Below are 18,440 nucleotides of genomic sequence, written 5' to 3' on the forward strand. Positions count from 1 at the left end.
CCACTCTTCAGATGATCTTCGCCGATATCTGATCTACAGGAGTCCCGTTGCCCGTCTCAGCCGATTGACAAGAACCAAATCCCCTTAACTACCCGGCCTTGGGGGAGGGCCCCTTCTCGGAAACCGGCTGCAACAGGGCCCTAATGCGTCCGCAAGCGGCTCCGGTGTGCAGTGCGTCCGTTGCCTACGATCGCCACCGGCCGCGAGGACGAACAGAGCCGGCGCGCCGGAGATGCGGCTGGCCGATCGCCAGGCCTTCATGAGTTGTCCTGGTGCTGCGGCCCCACCGTCCACGGCCGGAGCTTGTCGGGATTGCGTACCCCCCAGATGCGCTTGATCTGGTCGCCCTCGACGTCGAACGCCGCCACCGTCTCAGTGACACCGTCTTGCTGAACCACCAGACCGGGCTGACCGTTGACCGTACGCTCCAGAATCGCCAGGTTGGATCGCCTGCCGACGAGTTTGATCAGTGAGCGCACGATCCGCTCGGCGCCTTCGATCGGGCGGCGCGTGGTGTTGACCAGGCCGCCGCCGTCGGCGACGAGGGTGGCGTCTGGGGCGAGCAGGCCGATGAGGGCGTCGATGTCCATGGCTTGCCATGCATGTTTGAATTCCCTGACGATGCCGGCCTGTCGGGCTGTCGAGGTGGTGGTGGGCCGCACGGCGCGGAGGCGGTGGCGGGCCGAATAGGCCAGTTGGCGGCAGGCCGCCGGGGTCCGGCCGACGATGTCGGCCACTTCGGCGAAGGAGTAGCGGAAGACGTCGTGCAGGATGAACGCGACCCGCTCGGCCGGGGTCATCGAGTCGAGCACGACGAGGAAGGCCATGTTGATCGACTCGTCGAGAGTGACCTTGTCGGCAGGGTCGGCGGTAGTGCCGCCGCCCCTGCTGCTGATCCACTCCGTTTGATCGGGCAGTGGCTCGGGGATCCATTCGCCCACGTAGCTCTCGCGCCGGGCCCGAGCCGAACCGAGCAGGTCCAGGCAGATGCGACTGGCGACCTTCGTCAGCCAACTGCCGGGGGACTCGATGGCCCCCTGCTGCTCCGTGGACATGGCGTACCAGCGGGCGTAGGCCTCTTGGACGACATCTTCGGCATCGGCCAGGGAGCCGAGGAGTCGATAGGCGAGATTGATCAGCTGACGCCGCTCGCTCATGATCGCGCTCAGGCTCGGATCGAGCCAGCCGTCTCTTGGCTCGGATGGGGTGGTCATGGTGTCGCAGCTCCTTGCAGGCATCTGCCCTCACCAGTTCGACGAGACAGCGCACCGGATTGTCAGGTTAGCGCGTCGCCTGACATTTCAAGTAGTTGTTTCGTCGGACTACTGGGACACCGGGTCGCAAGACTCAACACCGTTGAGATCGAGAAGGGAGACCTCGCCGTGCCCAGGCGCACGCCGTCTCCTCACCCACGCTCAGGTGGTCGCTATATTTCGCGCCGACCATCACACGATGCCTACCGAAGACGCCCAGCGATCAACGATGCACTGCCGACTTCTCAACGGAAGTTCTTGCAGCAAACAACCACAAGGGAGAGCTCATGTTCGCCGCTTATGCGACGATCACCATCTTCGCCTCGCTACTGTTCGGCAGCGCCGCAGTCGTCTACCTTATCGGCCACGAATTTCCAAAGGTCCAGGCGGACATAAAGCGTTTGCCGCGGTCGTGGGTACCGGTGTTGGGCATGATGCTGGCGGCGGGCTCTTTGGGGCTGTTGGGTGGGTTCGCCCTGCCAATGCTGGGGACTCTCGCTGCCGCCGGCCTCGTCCTGTACTTCATCGGCGCGCTCCTTGCGCACCTGCGAGTGGGTTCCCGCAAACTCGGGAATTGGGCCCTATTCTTCGCCACCGCAGTGGCCGCACTAACCGTTAACCTGCTCTACCACTGGTGGTGATCCGTGGAGGCAGGTTCACTCACCTGGCCGCCGCAGTATGACGATCGACGCGTCGCCTCGCCTTCCCAGCGGTTGTGTCGTCCGACCACTCAGACGCCATTCGGTACGCAGGAAAGCTCGGCGACCTCCGGCAGGTATACGGATAGCCGTCAAACCCGCGTCGGAACGCGTGATCGTCTCCGTGGCCTGCCACTTCGTGATGGAAGACCAATCCCACCAGGTTGCAAGCCCTAAGACCACCGCAGAGATTGAGAAGGGAAACCTCGCCATGTCCATGCCCACGACCATCGAGCAAGACAACCTACGGTCGCGTCTGCCCGACCCCGCTCAGTTCTTCCCCGAGCTGGGACAAATCGCCGGAGCCATGCTCAAGGCCACCCTGAACGGTGCGATCCCGCAGACCACCGTCAACCTGGTGCAGCTCCGCGCTGGGCAGATCGTCGGCAGCACGTACCACACCGTCCGGCAAACCGGCCTCCTCCGCAAGGCCGGGGAGACAGAGGAACGCATCACCGCCGTGGCATCCTGGCAGGATGCCCCCTACTTCACCGATGCCGAACGGGTCGCGCTGGAGCTCGTGGAGGCCGCCCTCACCCCGAACCCGTCCGGGGAACGCGTCCCCGACGAGCTGTATGCCAAGGCATCCTTCCACTACGACGACAAGGCGCTGTGGACGCTTACCCTGGCGATGAGCCAGATCTTCTTCTTCATCCCTGTCGCCCTCATCGCCAAGCCTGTCCCCGGTAAGCCCCCCGGGAAGAATTACAGCAGGTAGCGCCCGTCCCGCACCAGCGGGTGATCTTGTCCGTGTACGAGATGAAGCGCCTGGGCCGCGGTGGCGCCGAGCTGCTCACCATCGCTGAGAAACTGCGTCATCACGATATCGAGCTGGAGCTGCTGACCGGTCCGCTGTAGAGCATCTACAACCCCTCCGGGCACGGCGCGGCGTTGTTCGCCTTTCTCGACCATGGGGCCCTTCGGGACGGGGACGGTAAGCCCGAGGATCGGTGGCCAGCCTTAGAACTCCTAGCAAAATGCGGTCAGCGGGCGAGGCGGCGCCAGCAGATGATTGCCAGAGCGAGGATCAGGAAGGCCTCGTGAATGTCGTCGCGGATCTCCCAGCGGATGCGTAGTCGGCGAAACCAGTGCAGCAGGGCGATCGTCTGTTCGACGACCCAGCGGTGGACGCCGAGGCCAGAACCGTGCGCGGTGCCGCGGCGGGCGATGACCGGTGTGACGTGTTTCTCGCGCACCGAGCGGCGGTGGCAATCGTGGTCGTAGGCCCGGTCGGCATACAGCGCCGCAGGGCGTCGACGGGGCTTGCCCACCTTGCCCACCTTGCCCACCTTGCCGCGCACCGGTGGAACCGCCTCGAGCAGCGGCATCAACCGCAGCACGTCGTTGCGGTTGCCGCCGGTCAGGCTCACGGCCAGTGGAATGCCGTTGCCATCGGTGATCACATGGTGTTTCGAGCCCGTTTTGGCGCGGTCGACCGGGCTCGGACCGGTTGTGGGCCCCCCTTGAGCGCCCGCACGTGGGAGCTGTCGATCACCGCCTTGGACCAGTCCAGCTGCTCGCCGGCCTGCAACTCGGCCAGCAACGTCTGATGCAACCGGTCCCAGACCCCGGCCTGATGCCAGTCACGCAACCGACGCCAGCACGTCATCCCCGAGCCAAAACCCAGTTCCTGCGGCAGGAACTCCCACGGGATCGCGGTGTAGAGCACGAACAAGATCCCGCATAGCGCCTTACGGTCGTCCAGCCGCTTACGCCCAGGGTGCCGGTAGCGGCGCTCCGCTCTCGGCAACAATGGTTCGATCCGCGCCCACAGCTCGTCCGAGACGATCCAGGGCAGCTGCTCACCCTTCCTCATACCAGGTACAACAACCGATGACCTGCAAAGATGCCGCTCAGATCATTCTGTTAGGACTTCTAAGGCGCGCTGACCTCCGCAGTTGCAACACGGCTGAACCAGGGAGAGAACGTGCCCGCTCTGGGCATCATCACCGCGCCTTCGCGCAGGCCGCGCAGTGCGATGGGTCGCGCAGCAGTTCTGGCGTGGCCTCGACGGAGTCCACTCCACCGCCGAGCCCGACGACGATCGGCATCTGCATCGGTGATCCGTCCCGTCTGTGGACGTGAGGATCCCGCCGGCCGTTCATGGCCGACGGGATCGGATGAGGGATCCGCCGTTGGGTGAACCCCGATCATGGGCTGGGCATCGGCCGTTTCACGGTCGGTGTCAAGCAGCCGCAGCATGCGCGTGAGCTGGGCCCGGTGGCCGACGAGCTCGTGCTGGAGCTGTGCGAGGTTGCCTTCGATGCGGGTGATGGCCTCACGCTTGCGATTTCCACCAGTGATCCGCTCACACGCCCGGCAACACCGAATTCAGAACAGGACCGCGCAACGGGCCAGCAGGCCGATCGCCTTCACCCGCTCCAACTTCACGATCTCCGCCAGCAACGTGTCCAGCTGAAACAATCCCAGATCCTCCTTCAACTCCTGCAAGAACGCGCGCCGGCCGCCACCGGCCACCGGAGGCTGCCCGTCCCCTGCAGGGGCATCCTCTCCGGCGACCGGGACGGCCAGCCGGGGGAACGTCGGCGACGATCAACTCCTGGCCATCGCCGTGCTGCTCGCCGCTCACGCCTACCGCCGTCGCCACCAGGCGCACGAGGGGTCACCTCCCCGCCCCTGGCCGCGCTGCAAGGCCGAACGCCGCTCGCGATTAGATCCCGCATCTCAACAACGTCATCAGCTGATCCGCCGCGGTGTGGGCACGGTCGATGATCTCCGTCTCAGTTGGCTCCCGGACGCCGTGCAACGCGTCCTCGAACAGATCCCTGCCCAGCATCGCGACGAACGTCGCAGCTGCCGAGCGCGGGTCACCGATCTTCCAGCCCTGGCTTGGAGCCCAGTGGTCGAGATATTGCCCCAGCACGCGCACCCGCACTTCCATGACCTGCCGATAACGATGCCCCAGCTCGGGGAATCGAGGGGTGTCCCGCGTCACCACCCGGTAGAGCGCCAGCTCGGTCGATGACAGCACCCGTCGCAGGTAGTCCACGCCCGCCAGCGGCAGCGCCACCTGCGGCGGTTCGGTGAACCACGGCAGATCCGCATGCTCGTCCCGCAGGCCCTCGGGCGTTGCGCACGCGTCCTGCATGACGGCGCTGAACAGGTCGTCCTTGCCGTCGAAATGCCGGTAGACCGTCTTGATCGAGACACCCGCCGCCGCGGCGATGCGGTGCACCGAGGTCTCGGCGTAGCCCGTGTCCAGGAACGCCTCGCGGGCGGCGTCCACGATCGCCGTCCGCTTTCGCTGCATGAGCTGCGCTTTGGGGTTGTCGTCCGACCAGCTTCGCATGGGCCTCTCCGTCAGGGGCGCGTTTGACATCAGCATACGACAACGATCATTGTTGCACTCGCGACAACGATCGTTGTCGCAATATCTTTCGGAGAGGAAGGCCGAACCATGAGCTGGACTGCCGAGCAGATCCCCGACCAGACCGGCAGGACCTTCGTCGTCACCGGCGCTAACAGCGGCCTCGGCCTGGCAACCACCCGGGCGCTCGCCCACAAGGGCGCACACGTGATCCTTGCCGTGCGCGACCAGACCAGAGGCCGCCGCGCCGTCGAGGACATCAGCATCACCTGGCCCGGTGCCCACCTTGAAGTGCGCCGCCTCGACCTGGCCGATCCGCAGTCGGTTCACGCCTTCGCCGACCGGTTGTGCTCCGACCTCGGACGCCTGGACGTATTGGTCAACAACGCCGGCGTGATGGCACCGCCCCGAACGCTCACCCCGCAGGGCCACGAACTGCAGTTCGCCGCCAACCACCTCGGCCACTTCGCGCTCACCGGCCTGCTCCTCGACCTGCTGGCCAAGGGGAACGACCCCCGCGTGGTAACGGTAACCTCACCCAACCACCGGAAGGCGCAGATCTTCTTCGACGACCTCACCGGCGAGCGCAACTACTCGCCCATGAAGTTCTACAACCAGTCCAAGCTCGCCAACGCGATCTCCGGCTGGGAACTCCACCGGCGGCTCACCGCAGCGGGCAGCCCGGTGCGCAGCGTGCTGGCCCATCCCGGCTACACCTCCACCAACCTGCAGACGAGCGCGCCCAGCGGCATGGTGAAACTCCTGTACGGCCACGTCCTCGCCCCACTCGCCCAGACTCCGGACCGAGGCGCACTACCCCAGCTGTACGCAGCCGTCGCCCCTAACCTGGACAGCGGACACTTCTTCGGCCCCGATGGCATCGCCGAACTACGCGGCGCGCCCACGCGACTCCAGCTGGCTCCCACTGCCACCAACCCCGAGACCGGCCGCCGGCTGTGGGAGCTGTCGGAGCAACTGACCGACTATCATTCGTGATCGCAGCCTGAGTTATCTTGGGTGACTCTCAGTAGTCAGACATGTATGGCAAGTAGCCTCAGCACGTACTTGCCTTATCAGTATCTGGGGGTCGTCAGGCACGTTGGCCACGTCAGGTGCACTGCCTCGGTACTACCGGCCTGAGCGGGCGATCTCGATCACGGCGTGTCCGGCGGCACGGAGGCGCCTGGTCACCGCGGCGCCGATCCCCGATGCCGATCTCGGCGGCGGGTCCGGAATCGGTCTGGGTGTCATCCTTGGCCAATCGTTGTGAGGCCGACGCCGGGTCGCTTCTTTAGTTTTGGGGAAGCACGGCCGCCGCGACGATGACGTTGCTGACGATGGTGGCGGTGACGGAGCGCGCGATCGCTTCGGCGACGGCTCCCCAGTTGCCTCGCTCGAACTCCTTGGCGCGGGTGATCACGGGGGAGGTCCAGGGAATCTCGCGATGGAACTGGGGAAGCGTCCCGCTTCCCGACAGCAGTGCCGCCAGCGCGGCGATACGGGGCTGCGGTTCCGTGCCCTCGACGAGCACGTCGCGAATATCATCAAGGAGCCGGGACCGGCGCCCGCTTCCGCCGTCCTCGAGGACCGTCGTGTCGAACAGGCCGAGCGCCTTGCGGCTTCCGCGGCGGATGTCGCCGCGTTCGACGAGCCTGTCCAGCAGCATCTCAGTACCGATCAGTACCGAGGAGTACAATTGTGGCATGGGTGATTCCCGGAGTACTGTCATGGGCCGGCCCAGGGAATTCGACATCGACGAGGCGCTGGAGCGCGCCATGCAGGTGTTCTGGGAGCGGGGGTACGAGGGGGCGACCCTCTCCGATCTGACCGGGGCCATGGGGATCACCAAGCCGAGCATGTACGCGGCCTTCGGCAACAAGGAGCAGCTGTTCCGCAGGGCATTGGAGCGCTACATCGAGGGGCCGGCCTCCTACGCGACGCGTGCCCTGGAGGAGCCGACCGCACGAGGGGTGGCCGAGGCGCTCCTGCGTGGAGCGGTTCGGACCACGACCCTTTCCGAAGGCCATCCTGGATGCCTGACAGTGCAGGGCGCGCTGGCGGCAAGCGACGGAGGGCGACCCGCGCACGATCTGCTCGTCGGCTGGCGGAACGATGCGGGTCTACGCCTTGAGGAGCGCTTCCAGCGCGCCGTCGACGAGGGTGACCTCCCGTGCGACGCCGACCCAGGGCGACTCGCCCGATACATCATGACGGTGGCGTTCGGCATCGCTGTCCAGGCCGCCGGCGGCCTCGGTCACGACGAACTCCAGGAGATCGCCGACACGGCGCTGCGTAGCTGGCAGCCATAGCGGGCGTGCGACTCCAGAGTCTCTACACCGGGGCTGAGTCAGCTCACAGCGGTGGCAGGCGGTCCCGCCACGGTCGAACGGCAGCCGAAACACGACGGCGGTCAGCGAATGGCCGGCCAGTACGAGGTCGATGGCCCCGGACCGGATCCGGCGCAGACGCCCGCCAGGCGGGCCGTTGACGCGCTCACGCTGAACTCGCCATGCGAGCGAAGGTTTGACCGTGTTCCGACAACATGGTTTCTCCTGTCGAACGACCAACGCGGGAACGACAGAGGAGAGGCCGTGACCGTCGACACATCTGACGAAACCTCGACGGGACGCACCCGGCCGAAGGCGCCAGGATGGCCCGAGATCCTGGCTGGTGGCGGCGTTTACGTGGTGTCCTCCGTCTTCGTGGCCGTGCTGCTGCCACTCATCGAAAACGCTGCCGTGGCCGGTGTCGTGGGCTTGTCGTATCGGGTGCGATGGGCCTCATCGCCTTCGCGGCCGCCGTGCTCATCCGCATCCGCGCGCTCGCGGCCTTCGCTGTCCGCCGTGCGAAGCCGCGCCACTTCATGGTCGCCGCGGTGCTCGGCCTGGTCGCCTACGTGCTCGGCACGATCGTCGCGGTCGTATACATGCTCGTGAGCGGCGACACGCAGAACGTGCAGACGAGCTACCAGGCCGCTGCCGCGGCCGGCTGGTGGTCGCTCGTCCTCGCGCTCGTCGCGGGAGCGATCATCACCCCACTCGGCGAGGAGGGGTTCTTCCGAGGGGTTCTCGCGAACCCCCTTTTCGCCCGCTACCAAGCCTGGATCGCGGTCTTCGCTGTCGCCCACGGTATCAACCCCATTCTGCCTGTAGCGTTCGTCGTCGGCGTGCTCGCCGCCCTGCTGTTCCGCTGGTCGGGTTCGATCTGGCCGGGCGTCGTGTTGCACGGCGTCAACAACGCGACCGCTTTGCTCGCCCCGCGTTCTTCGCCCTCGCCGGGGCGTGAGGAGACCCGCCGACGCGTGCGCGTCGGCGGTGCAGCGCGTGAGGACTGCGGGGCCCATTCCTTCCGGGTCACGGAGCCCTGCGCATGTCCGTGCGACGCCGGGCGAGCGAACCGGCGCGCTGCACTGACGCTGCTGCGATGCCGCGTCCCGGAGCGGCATGCCGACTTACGTACCGCTCGGAATAGAAGTTGCGGGGCCGAAGTTGTCTCCTTCGCCGATGGCCGCCGCGACCAGAGCGCGGAAAGGCGTCGCGAGCCATCAACGCCCGAATACAGCCCCGACCCGGGGTGACAGAAAGGCCATCATGTCTGACGCTGACCTGCGCAACCTCGAGGCGCTCAACACTCATGAGTCCGACCGCATCGCAGTCGTCACCGGCGCCAGCCGTGGCATCGGCGCGGCCATCGCCGGCCGTTTCGCCGCCGACGGGTACACCGTCGCCGTTCACTACCGCCAGGACTCGGCCGCCGCGGCCGGCGTCGTCGAAAAGATCATCGCGGCCGGCGGCACGGCGTTCTCCTTCGCCGCCGACCTGGCCGCACCCGAAACCGGAACCGCGTTCTGGGCCGCCTACGACGCGGCTGCGGGCCCGCTGCACGACGCTCCCGTGCAGGTGCTGGTGAACAACGCCGGGGTCGCCCTGCACGGCGCCATCGAGGAGTTCGATGCCGGGGACTTCATCCGCCAGCAGCAGATCAACACCACCGCGCCGTTCCTGATCATTCAGGCTGCCCTGCCTCGCCTGGCCGACGGCGGGCGCATCGTGAACATCTCCTCCGCCGCCACCCGCGTCGCCCTCCCCGACATCATCGGCTACACCATGACAAAGGGCGCCATCGAAGCCCTCACCTTCCCCCTCGCCCAGCACCTCGGCCCCCGCCGCATCACCGTCAACGCCGTCGTCCCCGCCACCACCGACACCGACATGAACGCCTCCTGGTTGCGCGGCAACCCCGACCTCATCGCCGCCGTCGCCGCGCAGAACGCCCTCGGCCGCATCGGCGAACCCGACGACGTCGCCGACGTCGTCGCCCTCCTCGCCTCCCATGACGCCCGGTGGATCACAGGACAGGTCATCGACGCCACCGGTGGCTACCGCTTGTAGGGGACGTCCCTCCGGCGCCAACAACGCAACCGCGTTGCTCGCCCCACTCCTCATCACGCTCGCGGGGGACGTGACGAGAGCTGACGGGTGTGCGACCCAGAGGTGTAGTTGCGCTGCTTCAGACGCTTGTGTCCATGACGGGACATCACCGCGCCCCGTCGAATTCTGTACCGATTAGAATAGAAGTACCTGCAGTCGAGTTCCTACCTTTGGCGACGGCCGCCACGGCGAGATCGTGGGAGGGCGTCGCACATCATCACCATCCGAGTACACAACCCCGATCCGGGGCGACAGAGAGGCAATCATGTCCGACACCGAACTGCGCGAACTTTTCCAGCGCTACATCGATGCGCTCAACGCTCATGAGTTTCACCGCATGACCGAGTTCATTCACGACGAGGTCGTCGAGAACGGCCAGCCGGTCACGCGGGACGACGTGATCGCGGAGCTGAAGGGGCACGGCGATGCCGTGCCGGACTTCACTTGGCGGGTCAAGGACGTCGCCATCGACGGTGATCGCGTGGCGGCCCGTCTGTTCAACAAGGGCACGCCCGCGAAGGAGTGGTTCGGCGTGACCCCTACCGGCGCCACGGTCGAGTATGCCGAGTACGCCTTCCACAAGGTCCGCGATGGGCGCTTCTATGAGATGAACTATCTGATCGACGCCCAGGCAGTGCAGCGTCAGCTGGGCTCCTGACGTCCAGGGCCGGCCCTCGGTCGCACGCTCCGAGAACGGCCCGCGTGCCGCGCACAGTCGGGCGGGCCCGCCCGTTCCCGAGGGGGGCGCCGGCCACGGCCAGAGACGCAATAGCACGCGATCATGGGCGCGACTCGGGCCAAGGTCCTGATCGCGTTCGACTTCCCGGGCCGGCGACGGAGGCTCGGGAAGTCGAACGCGAGCGTGCCCGCCGCCAGTTCGGCGGCTCCCGACGGCACCATGCTCGTCGGCATTCGGGCGGTACGCGGCAGCTCGACGTGCTCTAACGCATCACGTCCATGCCCTGGGCGGTGCCACGCACCGGACGTGAGCCCGCCCGGCCCTCATCCCCAGTTGACCATCACTCCGACGATGGGACAAAGCGCATGCCATATCGCAAGACACCGGCCGCCGTCATGGGCGCCGCGGCGCTGACGCTGCTGCTCAGTGCCTGCGCGGGCGGCCAGGCCGGCGGGCAGGCCGACACTCTCCAGGCCGGTCGGCAACCAGCCTCCCCCGGCACCGGCCTGGACCGCTTCCACGGGCAGAAGCTGGCGTTCAAGCCCTGCGATCCGCAGATGCCGTCGGGCGCGCCGGCCGTCAAAGCCGAGTGCGCGCGGCTCAAGGTGCCACTCGACTACCGGAATCCGGAGGGTAAGCAGGCAGAGCTGGCAGTGCTGCGCGTGCCCGCGCGCGGCCAGGATCCGATCGGGGCGCTCGTGCTGAACCCCGGCGGTCCCGGATTCGCGGGTACGAGCCACGCGCTCCTGGCAGCCAAGGCGTGGGCGTCGTCGCCGATCACCGAGCGCTTCCACCTGGTCGGGTTCGACCCGCGCGGCGTCGGCGCCTCGACCCCGGCGCTCGACTGCTACACCGACGCAGAGCGCGAGCGCGACGCGAAGTTCGCCTCGTTCCCCGCCGGCGTGGACGACTGGACCAACCAGGAGACCCGCCGGCTCCTCCAGCAGTGCGCCGAGCGCTCCGGCGGCAAGCAGGTGCTCGCGCACGTCGGCACCCGCGACGTCGCGCGGGACATGGACGTGCTGCGCCAGGCCCTGGGCGATGAAAAGCTCTCCTTCGCGGGCGCCAGCTACGGCACCCGGCTGGGCGCCGTGTACGCGGAGATGTTCCCGAAGAAGGTCCGCGCGCTGGTGCTCGACGGGGCGATGGACCCGCTGAAGGGCAGCCACGAGCGACGTGTCCAGCAGTACACCGGGATGCAGCGCTCGTTCGAGCGCATGGCCGCGTCGTGCGCCACCAAGCCGGACTGCCCGCTCGGCACCGACCCCGACCGTGCAACCAAGGTCTTCCAGAAACTCGTCCGACCGCTGATCGACAAGCCGGCACCGACGTCCGACGGGCTCCGGCTGACGTTCGTGCAGGCGATCGAGGGGGTAACGGCCGCGATGTACGGCGAGGTGATCTGGCCCGCCGCGATCGCGGGCATCGCCGAGCTGAAGGCCGGCAAGGGCGACACCCTGCGGAAGCTGCGCGACCTCTACCACGAGCGGACCGCCGACGGCGTCTACCCCAACTCGCTCGAGGCCACGATGACGATCAACTGCCTGGACGAAGAGCGCCACACGCCGAAGCAGGAGACCGCGATGAACCGGGCGATATTCAACGTGGCGCCGTTCACCGACCCCGGCCGTCCGATCAAGCAGGCGCGCGACGGCTGCGAGCACTGGCCCGTCAAGCCGACGCTCGGCTACCCATATGCCACGGACATCCAGGGCCTGCCCGACACGCTGACGGTCTCCGTCACGGGCGACGCCATGACGCCGCACGAGGGCGGCATCAACCTGGCCAACGCGCTGGGCGGCAGCCTGCTCACCGTCGAGGGCGAGCAGCACGGCACTCTCCAAGCCGGCAACGCCTGCATCAACGAGGCCGTGGCCACCTACCTCATCGACCTCAAGTCCCCGGCAGAAGGGGCCCGGTGCAAGCTTTGAGCGGCGAGATGGAAGACCCCGACGACTGATTGGCCAGTGGGGTGGTGGCGGGTACCAGGTCCACTGCGCTCCGTCATCATGTATGCCTCGTACCCATCGAAGACCGGTGATGGCCGTACGGCGGCCGGACGCAACAGCAGAGGCCCGCCACCGCGTTTGCGCTGGTGACGGGCCTCTTCCCATACGAGTGGTCGGGACGAGGCCCGGACTGGTGATCGGCTGCGCCGACGGTTTCACGCTCCCGTCGCGATCACGTGCTGACCTGTATGTCCTCGCCTGGCGATGGTGATGCGCTCCCTATGGGCGGTCATGGAGGAAAGTGCGAGCGGCTGTCGCCCCGCCTGAGGTCATCGCCGTCTGCGGGCGACGGTAGCGGTGGTTGCTTGGCGGCGGCCACCCGCTGACCAGGACGGTGCGGGCCAACCTGCAGGGTCTGGGCCGGTTGTGAGAGAGAATTCGTATTACCTGTCACACTGGCCCTCTCGGCCGAGAAGACGCCCAGTTCGCCGCCACGCGAGCCTGACTGAGCTTGCTCCGCTTTGACGGACACCGGTGGTGTGGTGTTCAGGCGGCTGCGGCGGCTTCGAAGTCGGCGGGACTACGGTAGCCAAGACTGCTGTGCAGCCGGTGCAGGTTGTACCAGCTTTCGATGAACTCGAAGATCGCGGTGCGAGCGACAGCGCGGCTGGGCCAGGAACGATCACCCAGCATCTCGCCCTTGAGGGTGGAGAAGAATGATTCGGCCAGTGCGTTGTCCCAGCACTGCCCGGTCCGTCCCACCGACAGCCGGACACCGAGCCGCTCGGCCAGCGCCGCGTAGGCGCTGCTGGTGTATTGGCAGCCGCGATCCGAGTGGAAGATCACCGGGCTGGTGGGGCGGCGGTTGTGGCAGGCCGCCTGCAGGGCGTCGGCGACCAGCTCGGTGCGCAGGTGATCGGCGGTGGCCCACCCCACCACCCGCCGGGAGGCGATGTCGATGACGGTGGCCAGATACAGCCGGCCCTCCTGCGTCGGGATATACGTGATGTCGCCGCACCAGCGGGTGTCGATCGCGCTGGGATCAGCAGCGAAGTCCCGGCCGATCAGGTCAGGCCGCAGATGCGCGTGCGGATCGGCGATCGTGGTCAGCTGCCGTCGCCGGCGATGACGGCCGGCCAGACCGGCCTGGCGCATCAGCCGGGCCACCCGCCGCCGCCCGCAACCGTCGCTCTGGTGTTGCAGCACCGCGTGGATACGCGGGGCGCCGTAGGTGCCCTTCGATCGCCGATGGGCCTCGGTGATGCGCGCGGTCAGGGCCGCGTCGCGCACCGCGCGAGGGCCGGGAGCGGGAGCGCGGCGGGCGTAGAAGGCGGCACGGGAGACCTCCAGCAGCTCACACGCCCGCTTGACGTTGTGACCGCCCTGCTTCTCCGCCTCGATGAACGGGTGCACGCTCACGGGGTCTCCTTGATGCTCCTATGTCGTCAAGCCGCCGCTACCAGCATCTGCTCAGCGGTATCGGAGATCGAGGCATCGATGGCCTTGAGGGTCCGATAGACCACGTCGGACAGGCGGCGACGCAGCAGGCGGATGGCCTCGGTGCGGGTCTTGCCCTCGGCCATCAGCTTGTCGAGGTAGGCCTTACCCGGACCGATACCCCGGGCCTGGGTAACGGCGATCATGTGCAGGGCGCAGTTCATGCGCCGGTTGCCGCCGCGGTTGAGGCGCACCCGGCTGCTGTTGCCCGACCAGACGGGGATGGGGGCGGTGCCGGTGAAGCGGGCGAAGGCCGCCTTGGAGCGGAACCGGTGCACTCCGGCGGTCTCGCCGATGATCGTGGCCGCGCCCAGCACGCCGCAGCCGGGGATGTCCAGCAACTGCGGGGCCATGGCTCGCACGAGTTGTCTCAGCTGACCTTCCAGCTGGTTGATGCGCACCGTTGACTGCCTGCAGCGCTCGCGCAGTTCGCGGGCGATCTGCGCGACGACCCCTAACATGTCGGCCAGACGCTGAGACAGCTCGTCTTGGACGCGGCGACGGCGAATTCCGCGGGAGGGGATCTCCAGCTCGGGGTCGAGTTCGTGCAGGTGCCAGCGCAGCTGGCTGCAGATCCGGGTCCGCTGAACAACCAGGTCATCGCGGTAGTCGGCCAGCAGCTTCACCTCCCGAGACGGACCGTCCAGGTGAGCTACCGGCAGGTCCGGCTCGCGCAACGCGACCCGGGCGACCGCCAGCGCGTCAATGGGGTCGGATTTGCCGCGTTCCCGGCCTGAGCGGCGCTGGCCGGACATCAGCTGGGTGGTGACGCGCACGACCCGGTGGCCGGCGCGCAGCAAATCGGCCTCCAGCCGGCGGGTCACGTGCCGGCAGTCCTCGATCGCGAAGGTGACCTCGGGCCACCGGGCGGCCCAGGTCGCAGCGTCGGCATTGCCGTCGGGGGTCCGCGAACAGTGCGTTCGGCGAGTTTGCGGCCGACCTGGTCGACGGCGACCAGGGTGTGGGTGCGTTTGTGGGCATCGACGCCGATGACGATCAACCGTTCCTCCTGAACAGTCACCTACCAGCAACTTCGAGGTCCGAGCCGGTCCGGCGGGCACGCCTAAATCGAGCCGGTGCACGCTCCTATCAAGCCACACCGGGCGGCCGGTTCCCGACGGGCCGCACATCAGGACAAGCCACCGGAACATGCCGGGACAGCGAAGAAACGAGCGAACCCGCCGGGACGCCACCCATGGTATTTACGCGAAGAAAGCCGTGGCCCGCTTGAGGACGTCGACGTCCTCACGCAGCCGGCGATTCTCCCGCCGCAGCGCCGCCAACTCTTCGCGCTCGCTGCTGGTCAGCCCGTCTCGCTCACCGGCGTCGACCTCGGCCTGGCGCACCCAGGCGCGTACCGCGGTCTCGGTCAGATCGAAGTCCGCGGCCACCTGCCTGATCGACCGGTCACCCCGCCGGCACAACTCGACGATCTCAGCCTTGAACTCCGGCGTGAACGAACGGCGAGGCCGAGGCTTCCTCTTCCCCATGCTCTCCATGATGGACATCCTTCCGGGGACGAACCCCTGATCTCGGATGTCCGTCAAACCGGACCAAGCTCAGACTCACCACCGCCGCGGGATGCGGACAGGGCACCCGAACCGAGGGAGCCCGATCCCGGGATGGATCGTTCCTGGATGGGGGAGGTGGCGCGGACGGTCCGAGACATTGTCGACAACAACGCCCGGACCGCCCGCACCTGCATCTTGATCGCGGCGGCAACCGCGGCCTGGGCCTTCTTCCGATAGTCCCGATGCATTCTTGAAACAGGGCCTCAGGGTAAAGCGGTCTTCGACGCCCGACCGTCCGGTCTAGCAAGATCTCCGACGGTACGCGGCCGATGATCCCGATTTATCCTGAGGCCTTCACAGCCTGTTCACCCTCCCCATAACCGCGAGAAGCGAAACAGACGATCACTCGGCCGCCGTCCAGCGCCGCCGCGGCGGCCACGAAAGCCGTCCCGGGTGAGACGCATGGACCCCGGCAAGCGTTGACGGGACAGCGTAAGCCCTCCCATCCCCTGCCATGCAACCCCATCGCGAGATCCACATCCGGTGGATCGACCAACCGGAACATCTGTGCGAGCGCCTCGGTCGTGACCTTCTCGCCCGCTCCTTCCCTCGGCGGGTGTATGCGCGTCCGTTTTTCTGCTGCCGCTCAAGGCGGAACGGCCAGCGGCGTGACAGGTTTCCGGCATACCTTGGCCGGCCCCTTCACTGGGTGCGTTGTCGGCCGCCGCTTTTTGAGGTCATACCTTCGTCGGCGTGCGAGCGTGGTCCGCGGGGGGTGCGGCACGGCCGGGCAGGCGCAGGACGAACCGTGCGCCGCGGGGGCTGTCTTCGAGGGTGAGGGTGCCGTTGTGGGTTTCGGCGATCTGCCGGGCGATCGGCAGGCCGAGCCCCGTGCCGCCGGCGTCCCTTCTGCGGGAGGCCTCCAGGCGGGCGAACCGCTGGAAGATGACCTCCTGCTGGTCGGGGGCGATGCCCTCGCCGTCGTCACACACCTCCAGCACCGCCGTGTCCGCCTCCAGTGTGAGAGTGACCGTGATGGCGGAATCGGCGTGGCGTTCGGCGTTGTCCAGGAGATTGTTCAGCAACCGGACCAGGCCGATCCGCTCTCCGTCGATCACCACGCCGGGGGTGAGGCGGCGGATCACCGCCACCCGGCGTGGCCGCCGGTCCAGCTCGGCCGTCACCAGGCCGGTCAGGTCGACGGGATCGTGCCGGCTGCTGATGCCCGCGTCCAGCCGGGCGATCTGCAACAGGTCGGTGACCAGGTCCTGAAGCCGTTCCATACTGTCCAACAGCGCGTTCGCCGTTTGCGGCCAGTCGGTCTCCTTCGGGTACATGAGCGCCTCATCGATCTGCACGCGCATGGCGGCCAGCGGGTTGCGCAGATCATGGGAGGCGTCCGAGGCGAACCGCAGCTGCTGCTCAACCGCCGTCTGGGCCCGGTCCAGGGTCTTGTTCGCGATCTCGGCGAGGTCGCGCAGCTCGTCTCGGTACTTCGGTACCGGCACCCGGTGGCCGAGATCACTCGCGGTGATCTGGGCGAGCTTGCCGCTGATCGCGCCCACCGGCTCCAGGGTCTTGCTCACGGTCCGGTAGGTGCCCGCCGCGGTCATCCCGACCAGCAAGAGCCAGCCGGCGGCGAGCGAGGCCAGCAGCCGAGGGCCCACGTACCAGGGAACATCGGCAACAGCCATGTTGAGCAACCAGACGCCGTCGGCCCTGTGCAGGGGGTAAGAGATCACAATCTTGCACTGGCCGGGGAACGCGTGCAGGTCACACAATCGCACAACCGTATAGGCGTCGACGTCGGGGCGAAGGTTGGTTATCGGCGGCTCGCGCGCCGAGAAGCCCGGGGTGGCGGCGACCGGCGTGTCGGCCGGGTCGAACACCTGAACCGCCTCGTTGTGCCCGTCCGACAGCATGCGGGGGGATACGCCGCTCTGGCGTATCTGTCTGGCCATATCCACGGCGTGGATAACAAGCCGTTGCGTCCGATCCTCGACGACGGCCTTCCGCACCGCCACCAGGGCGAACACCGCGGCAACAGTGCAGATCAGCGCCATGACGGTGCTGGCCACCACGGTGAAGCGGGTCCTGATGGAGCACCGATGCCACGTGCTCACCTTGATCCTTCCCTCAAGAGCAGATGCGCACCCCATGACGACTCCTTGCCACTCCCGGGAAGATTCACGACCAAAACCGCGTAAATGTCAGCTGGAACGCACGGAATGCCCATGTCGTGGCGAAAGAAGCAAACGGCTGGTTCTGTAGGTCAGAACGAGAGCCAAATGTTGGTCGGTGGCTCTCCTGGCCGTCGCGGCCGATGGGCAGGGTCGGTGAGTTCGGAAGCTACGGCGGCGTACCGGCTGACGCGATGGCGGTCCGCTTTTTACCGGAAGCGGCGACATCGGCGGAGCCGACGCCGACCACATCCTCGACGGTCTACTGGCTGGGCTGCTTTGCCTCCGCCCGAGCTGGCTCGTTAACGTCACTGGCCGTTCCGTTGTCGATCAAGCTCGGAGACGTGCACGTTCAGCAGGAACATCGCCGTTGACCACTACTCTGTTGCTCCTCATGCCGAGCCGATCGTCTACCACCGCTGTGATTTCGGCGGGCCAGCCTCGCCGACTCGCCCGCGCTGATCGCCGCGGTCGCACCCTCTTCGATGACTCCGATGTGGTTTGACGACGCACCTGTCGTCTAGTGGTCGACCTGGACGAGATCTTTCAAGGTGTGGCGGCCATCAACGTGAAGGATTTTCACGAATTCCAAGTTGCTCACTATCTGTGCCGAATTGAATCCATAAGGCTACGGTCGAGGCTCTGTCCTGCGCAAAGGAGCCCCGTGAGCCTAAGCATCAGCGCTCCCTGCTCGCCGTCGTTCTCGCCGCTCCTCCGGATACGGGCCTACCGGCGCGGAACCGATCCCGAGTACGCCTGGTACCAAGACCGTGACGGTGACGGCGTCGTCTGCGAACGCTGACCTCACCACTTGAAAGCTCCCGCCCTCGGAGGGCGGGAGCTTTCATCAGTCTCAGGTGAGGCGCCGCATGACCGCTTTGTGGTGACCTGAATGCTCTTGCCGAGCAGCCGGGT

General features: G+C 67.1%; 17 protein-coding genes. 9 read left to right on the forward strand and 8 right to left on the reverse strand.

What is annotated here, in order from left to right:
* Positions 1 to 257 precede the first annotated feature (257 nt).
* Positions 258 to 1,214: an RNA polymerase sigma factor SigJ gene (sigJ, locus tag OG587_RS31205; RefSeq protein WP_329081445.1), complete on the reverse strand. Its 957-nt coding sequence runs from the start codon at positions 1,212 to 1,214 to the stop codon at positions 258 to 260.
* Between the two features lie 326 nt (positions 1,215 to 1,540).
* On the opposite strand from sigJ, the gene OG587_RS31210 reads away from it, so the two are divergent.
* Positions 1,541 to 1,894: a DoxX family protein gene (locus OG587_RS31210; RefSeq protein ID WP_329081447.1), complete on the forward strand. Its 354-nt coding sequence runs from the start codon at positions 1,541 to 1,543 to the stop codon at positions 1,892 to 1,894.
* A gap of 268 nt (positions 1,895 to 2,162) precedes the next feature.
* Entirely contained in the window at positions 2,163 to 2,669 is a 507-nt protein-coding gene (locus OG587_RS31215; protein ID WP_329081450.1) for a carboxymuconolactone decarboxylase family protein, read from the forward strand.
* A 265-nt stretch (positions 2,670 to 2,934) separates the two neighbouring features.
* Here the strand turns inward: OG587_RS31215 and OG587_RS31220 are convergent.
* Both OG587_RS31220 and OG587_RS31225 read right to left on the reverse strand, forming a co-directional pair.
* Positions 2,935 to 3,767 (reverse strand): IS5 family transposase gene (locus tag OG587_RS31220; protein WP_443075268.1). Its coding sequence is split into 2 segments (ribosomal slippage): positions 2,935 to 3,419 and positions 3,419 to 3,767, totalling 834 coding nucleotides; the frame shifts between segments, so codons are not numbered across the junction.
* Positions 3,768 to 4,622: 855 nt separating this feature from the next.
* Entirely contained in the window at positions 4,623 to 5,261 is a 639-nt protein-coding gene (locus OG587_RS31225; RefSeq protein ID WP_329081453.1) for a TetR/AcrR family transcriptional regulator, read from the reverse strand.
* Between the two features lie 108 nt (positions 5,262 to 5,369).
* On the opposite strand from OG587_RS31225, the gene OG587_RS31230 reads away from it, so the two are divergent.
* Positions 5,370 to 6,275, forward strand: coding sequence for an oxidoreductase (locus OG587_RS31230; protein ID WP_329081455.1), 906 nt, complete (start codon positions 5,370 to 5,372; stop codon positions 6,273 to 6,275).
* A 295-nt stretch (positions 6,276 to 6,570) separates the two neighbouring features.
* Here the strand turns inward: OG587_RS31230 and OG587_RS31235 are convergent, their stop codons facing one another.
* A complete protein-coding gene (locus OG587_RS31235; RefSeq protein WP_329081457.1) occupies positions 6,571 to 6,984 on the reverse strand; it encodes a GOLPH3/VPS74 family protein in 414 nt (137 codons plus the stop codon).
* Between OG587_RS31235 and OG587_RS31240 the strand changes: the two genes are divergently transcribed.
* From OG587_RS31240 to OG587_RS31260, 5 genes are all read left to right on the forward strand, one after another.
* Entirely contained in the window at positions 6,983 to 7,588 is a 606-nt protein-coding gene (locus OG587_RS31240) for a TetR/AcrR family transcriptional regulator (RefSeq protein WP_329081459.1), read from the forward strand. The two genes, OG587_RS31235 and OG587_RS31240, sit on opposite strands and share 2 nt — an antisense overlap.
* A 464-nt stretch (positions 7,589 to 8,052) precedes the next feature.
* A complete protein-coding gene (locus OG587_RS31245) occupies positions 8,053 to 8,856 on the forward strand; it encodes a CPBP family intramembrane glutamic endopeptidase (RefSeq protein ID WP_329081461.1) in 804 nt (267 codons plus the stop codon).
* A 13-nt stretch (positions 8,857 to 8,869) separates the two neighbouring features.
* Positions 8,870 to 9,670 carry an SDR family oxidoreductase gene (locus OG587_RS31250; RefSeq protein WP_329081463.1) on the forward strand — a complete coding sequence of 267 codons (801 nt, stop codon included), beginning with the start codon at positions 8,870 to 8,872 and terminating at the stop codon, positions 9,668 to 9,670.
* 304 nt (positions 9,671 to 9,974) lie between these two features.
* On the forward strand, positions 9,975 to 10,367 hold the full coding sequence (locus tag OG587_RS31255) for an ester cyclase (RefSeq protein ID WP_329081465.1): 393 nt from the start codon (positions 9,975 to 9,977) through the stop codon (positions 10,365 to 10,367).
* Between the two features lie 386 nt (positions 10,368 to 10,753).
* Complete coding sequence (locus OG587_RS31260) at positions 10,754 to 12,319, forward strand: alpha/beta hydrolase (RefSeq protein WP_329081467.1); 1,566 nt, start codon at positions 10,754 to 10,756, stop codon at positions 12,317 to 12,319.
* Between the two features lie 564 nt (positions 12,320 to 12,883).
* Here the strand turns inward: OG587_RS31260 and OG587_RS31265 are convergent.
* From OG587_RS31265 to OG587_RS31280, 4 genes are all read right to left on the reverse strand, one after another.
* Positions 12,884 to 13,756, reverse strand: a complete 873-nt coding sequence (locus OG587_RS31265) for an IS3 family transposase (protein WP_329081469.1) — start codon at positions 13,754 to 13,756, stop codon at positions 12,884 to 12,886.
* 26 nt (positions 13,757 to 13,782) lie between these two features.
* Positions 13,783 to 14,985, reverse strand: coding sequence for an IS110 family transposase (locus OG587_RS31270; RefSeq protein WP_329081471.1), 1,203 nt, complete (start codon positions 14,983 to 14,985; stop codon positions 13,783 to 13,785).
* 51 nt (positions 14,986 to 15,036) lie between these two features.
* A complete protein-coding gene (locus tag OG587_RS31275; protein WP_443075269.1) occupies positions 15,037 to 15,324 on the reverse strand; it encodes a transposase in 288 nt (95 codons plus the stop codon).
* 758 nt (positions 15,325 to 16,082) lie between these two features.
* Positions 16,083 to 17,468, reverse strand: a complete 1,386-nt coding sequence (locus OG587_RS31280) for a sensor histidine kinase (RefSeq protein ID WP_329081472.1) — start codon at positions 17,466 to 17,468, stop codon at positions 16,083 to 16,085.
* Between the two features lie 721 nt (positions 17,469 to 18,189).
* Between OG587_RS31280 and OG587_RS31285 the strand changes: the two genes are divergently transcribed.
* Positions 18,190 to 18,327 (forward strand): excalibur calcium-binding domain-containing protein, encoded by a 138-nt coding sequence (locus OG587_RS31285; RefSeq protein ID WP_329081474.1) that lies wholly within the window; start codon positions 18,190 to 18,192, stop codon positions 18,325 to 18,327.
* Positions 18,328 to 18,440 lie beyond the last annotated feature (113 nt).

Source organism: Streptosporangium sp. NBC_01469, assembly GCF_036227305.1.
Classification (GTDB): Bacteria; Actinomycetota; Actinomycetes; order Streptosporangiales; family Streptosporangiaceae; genus Streptosporangium.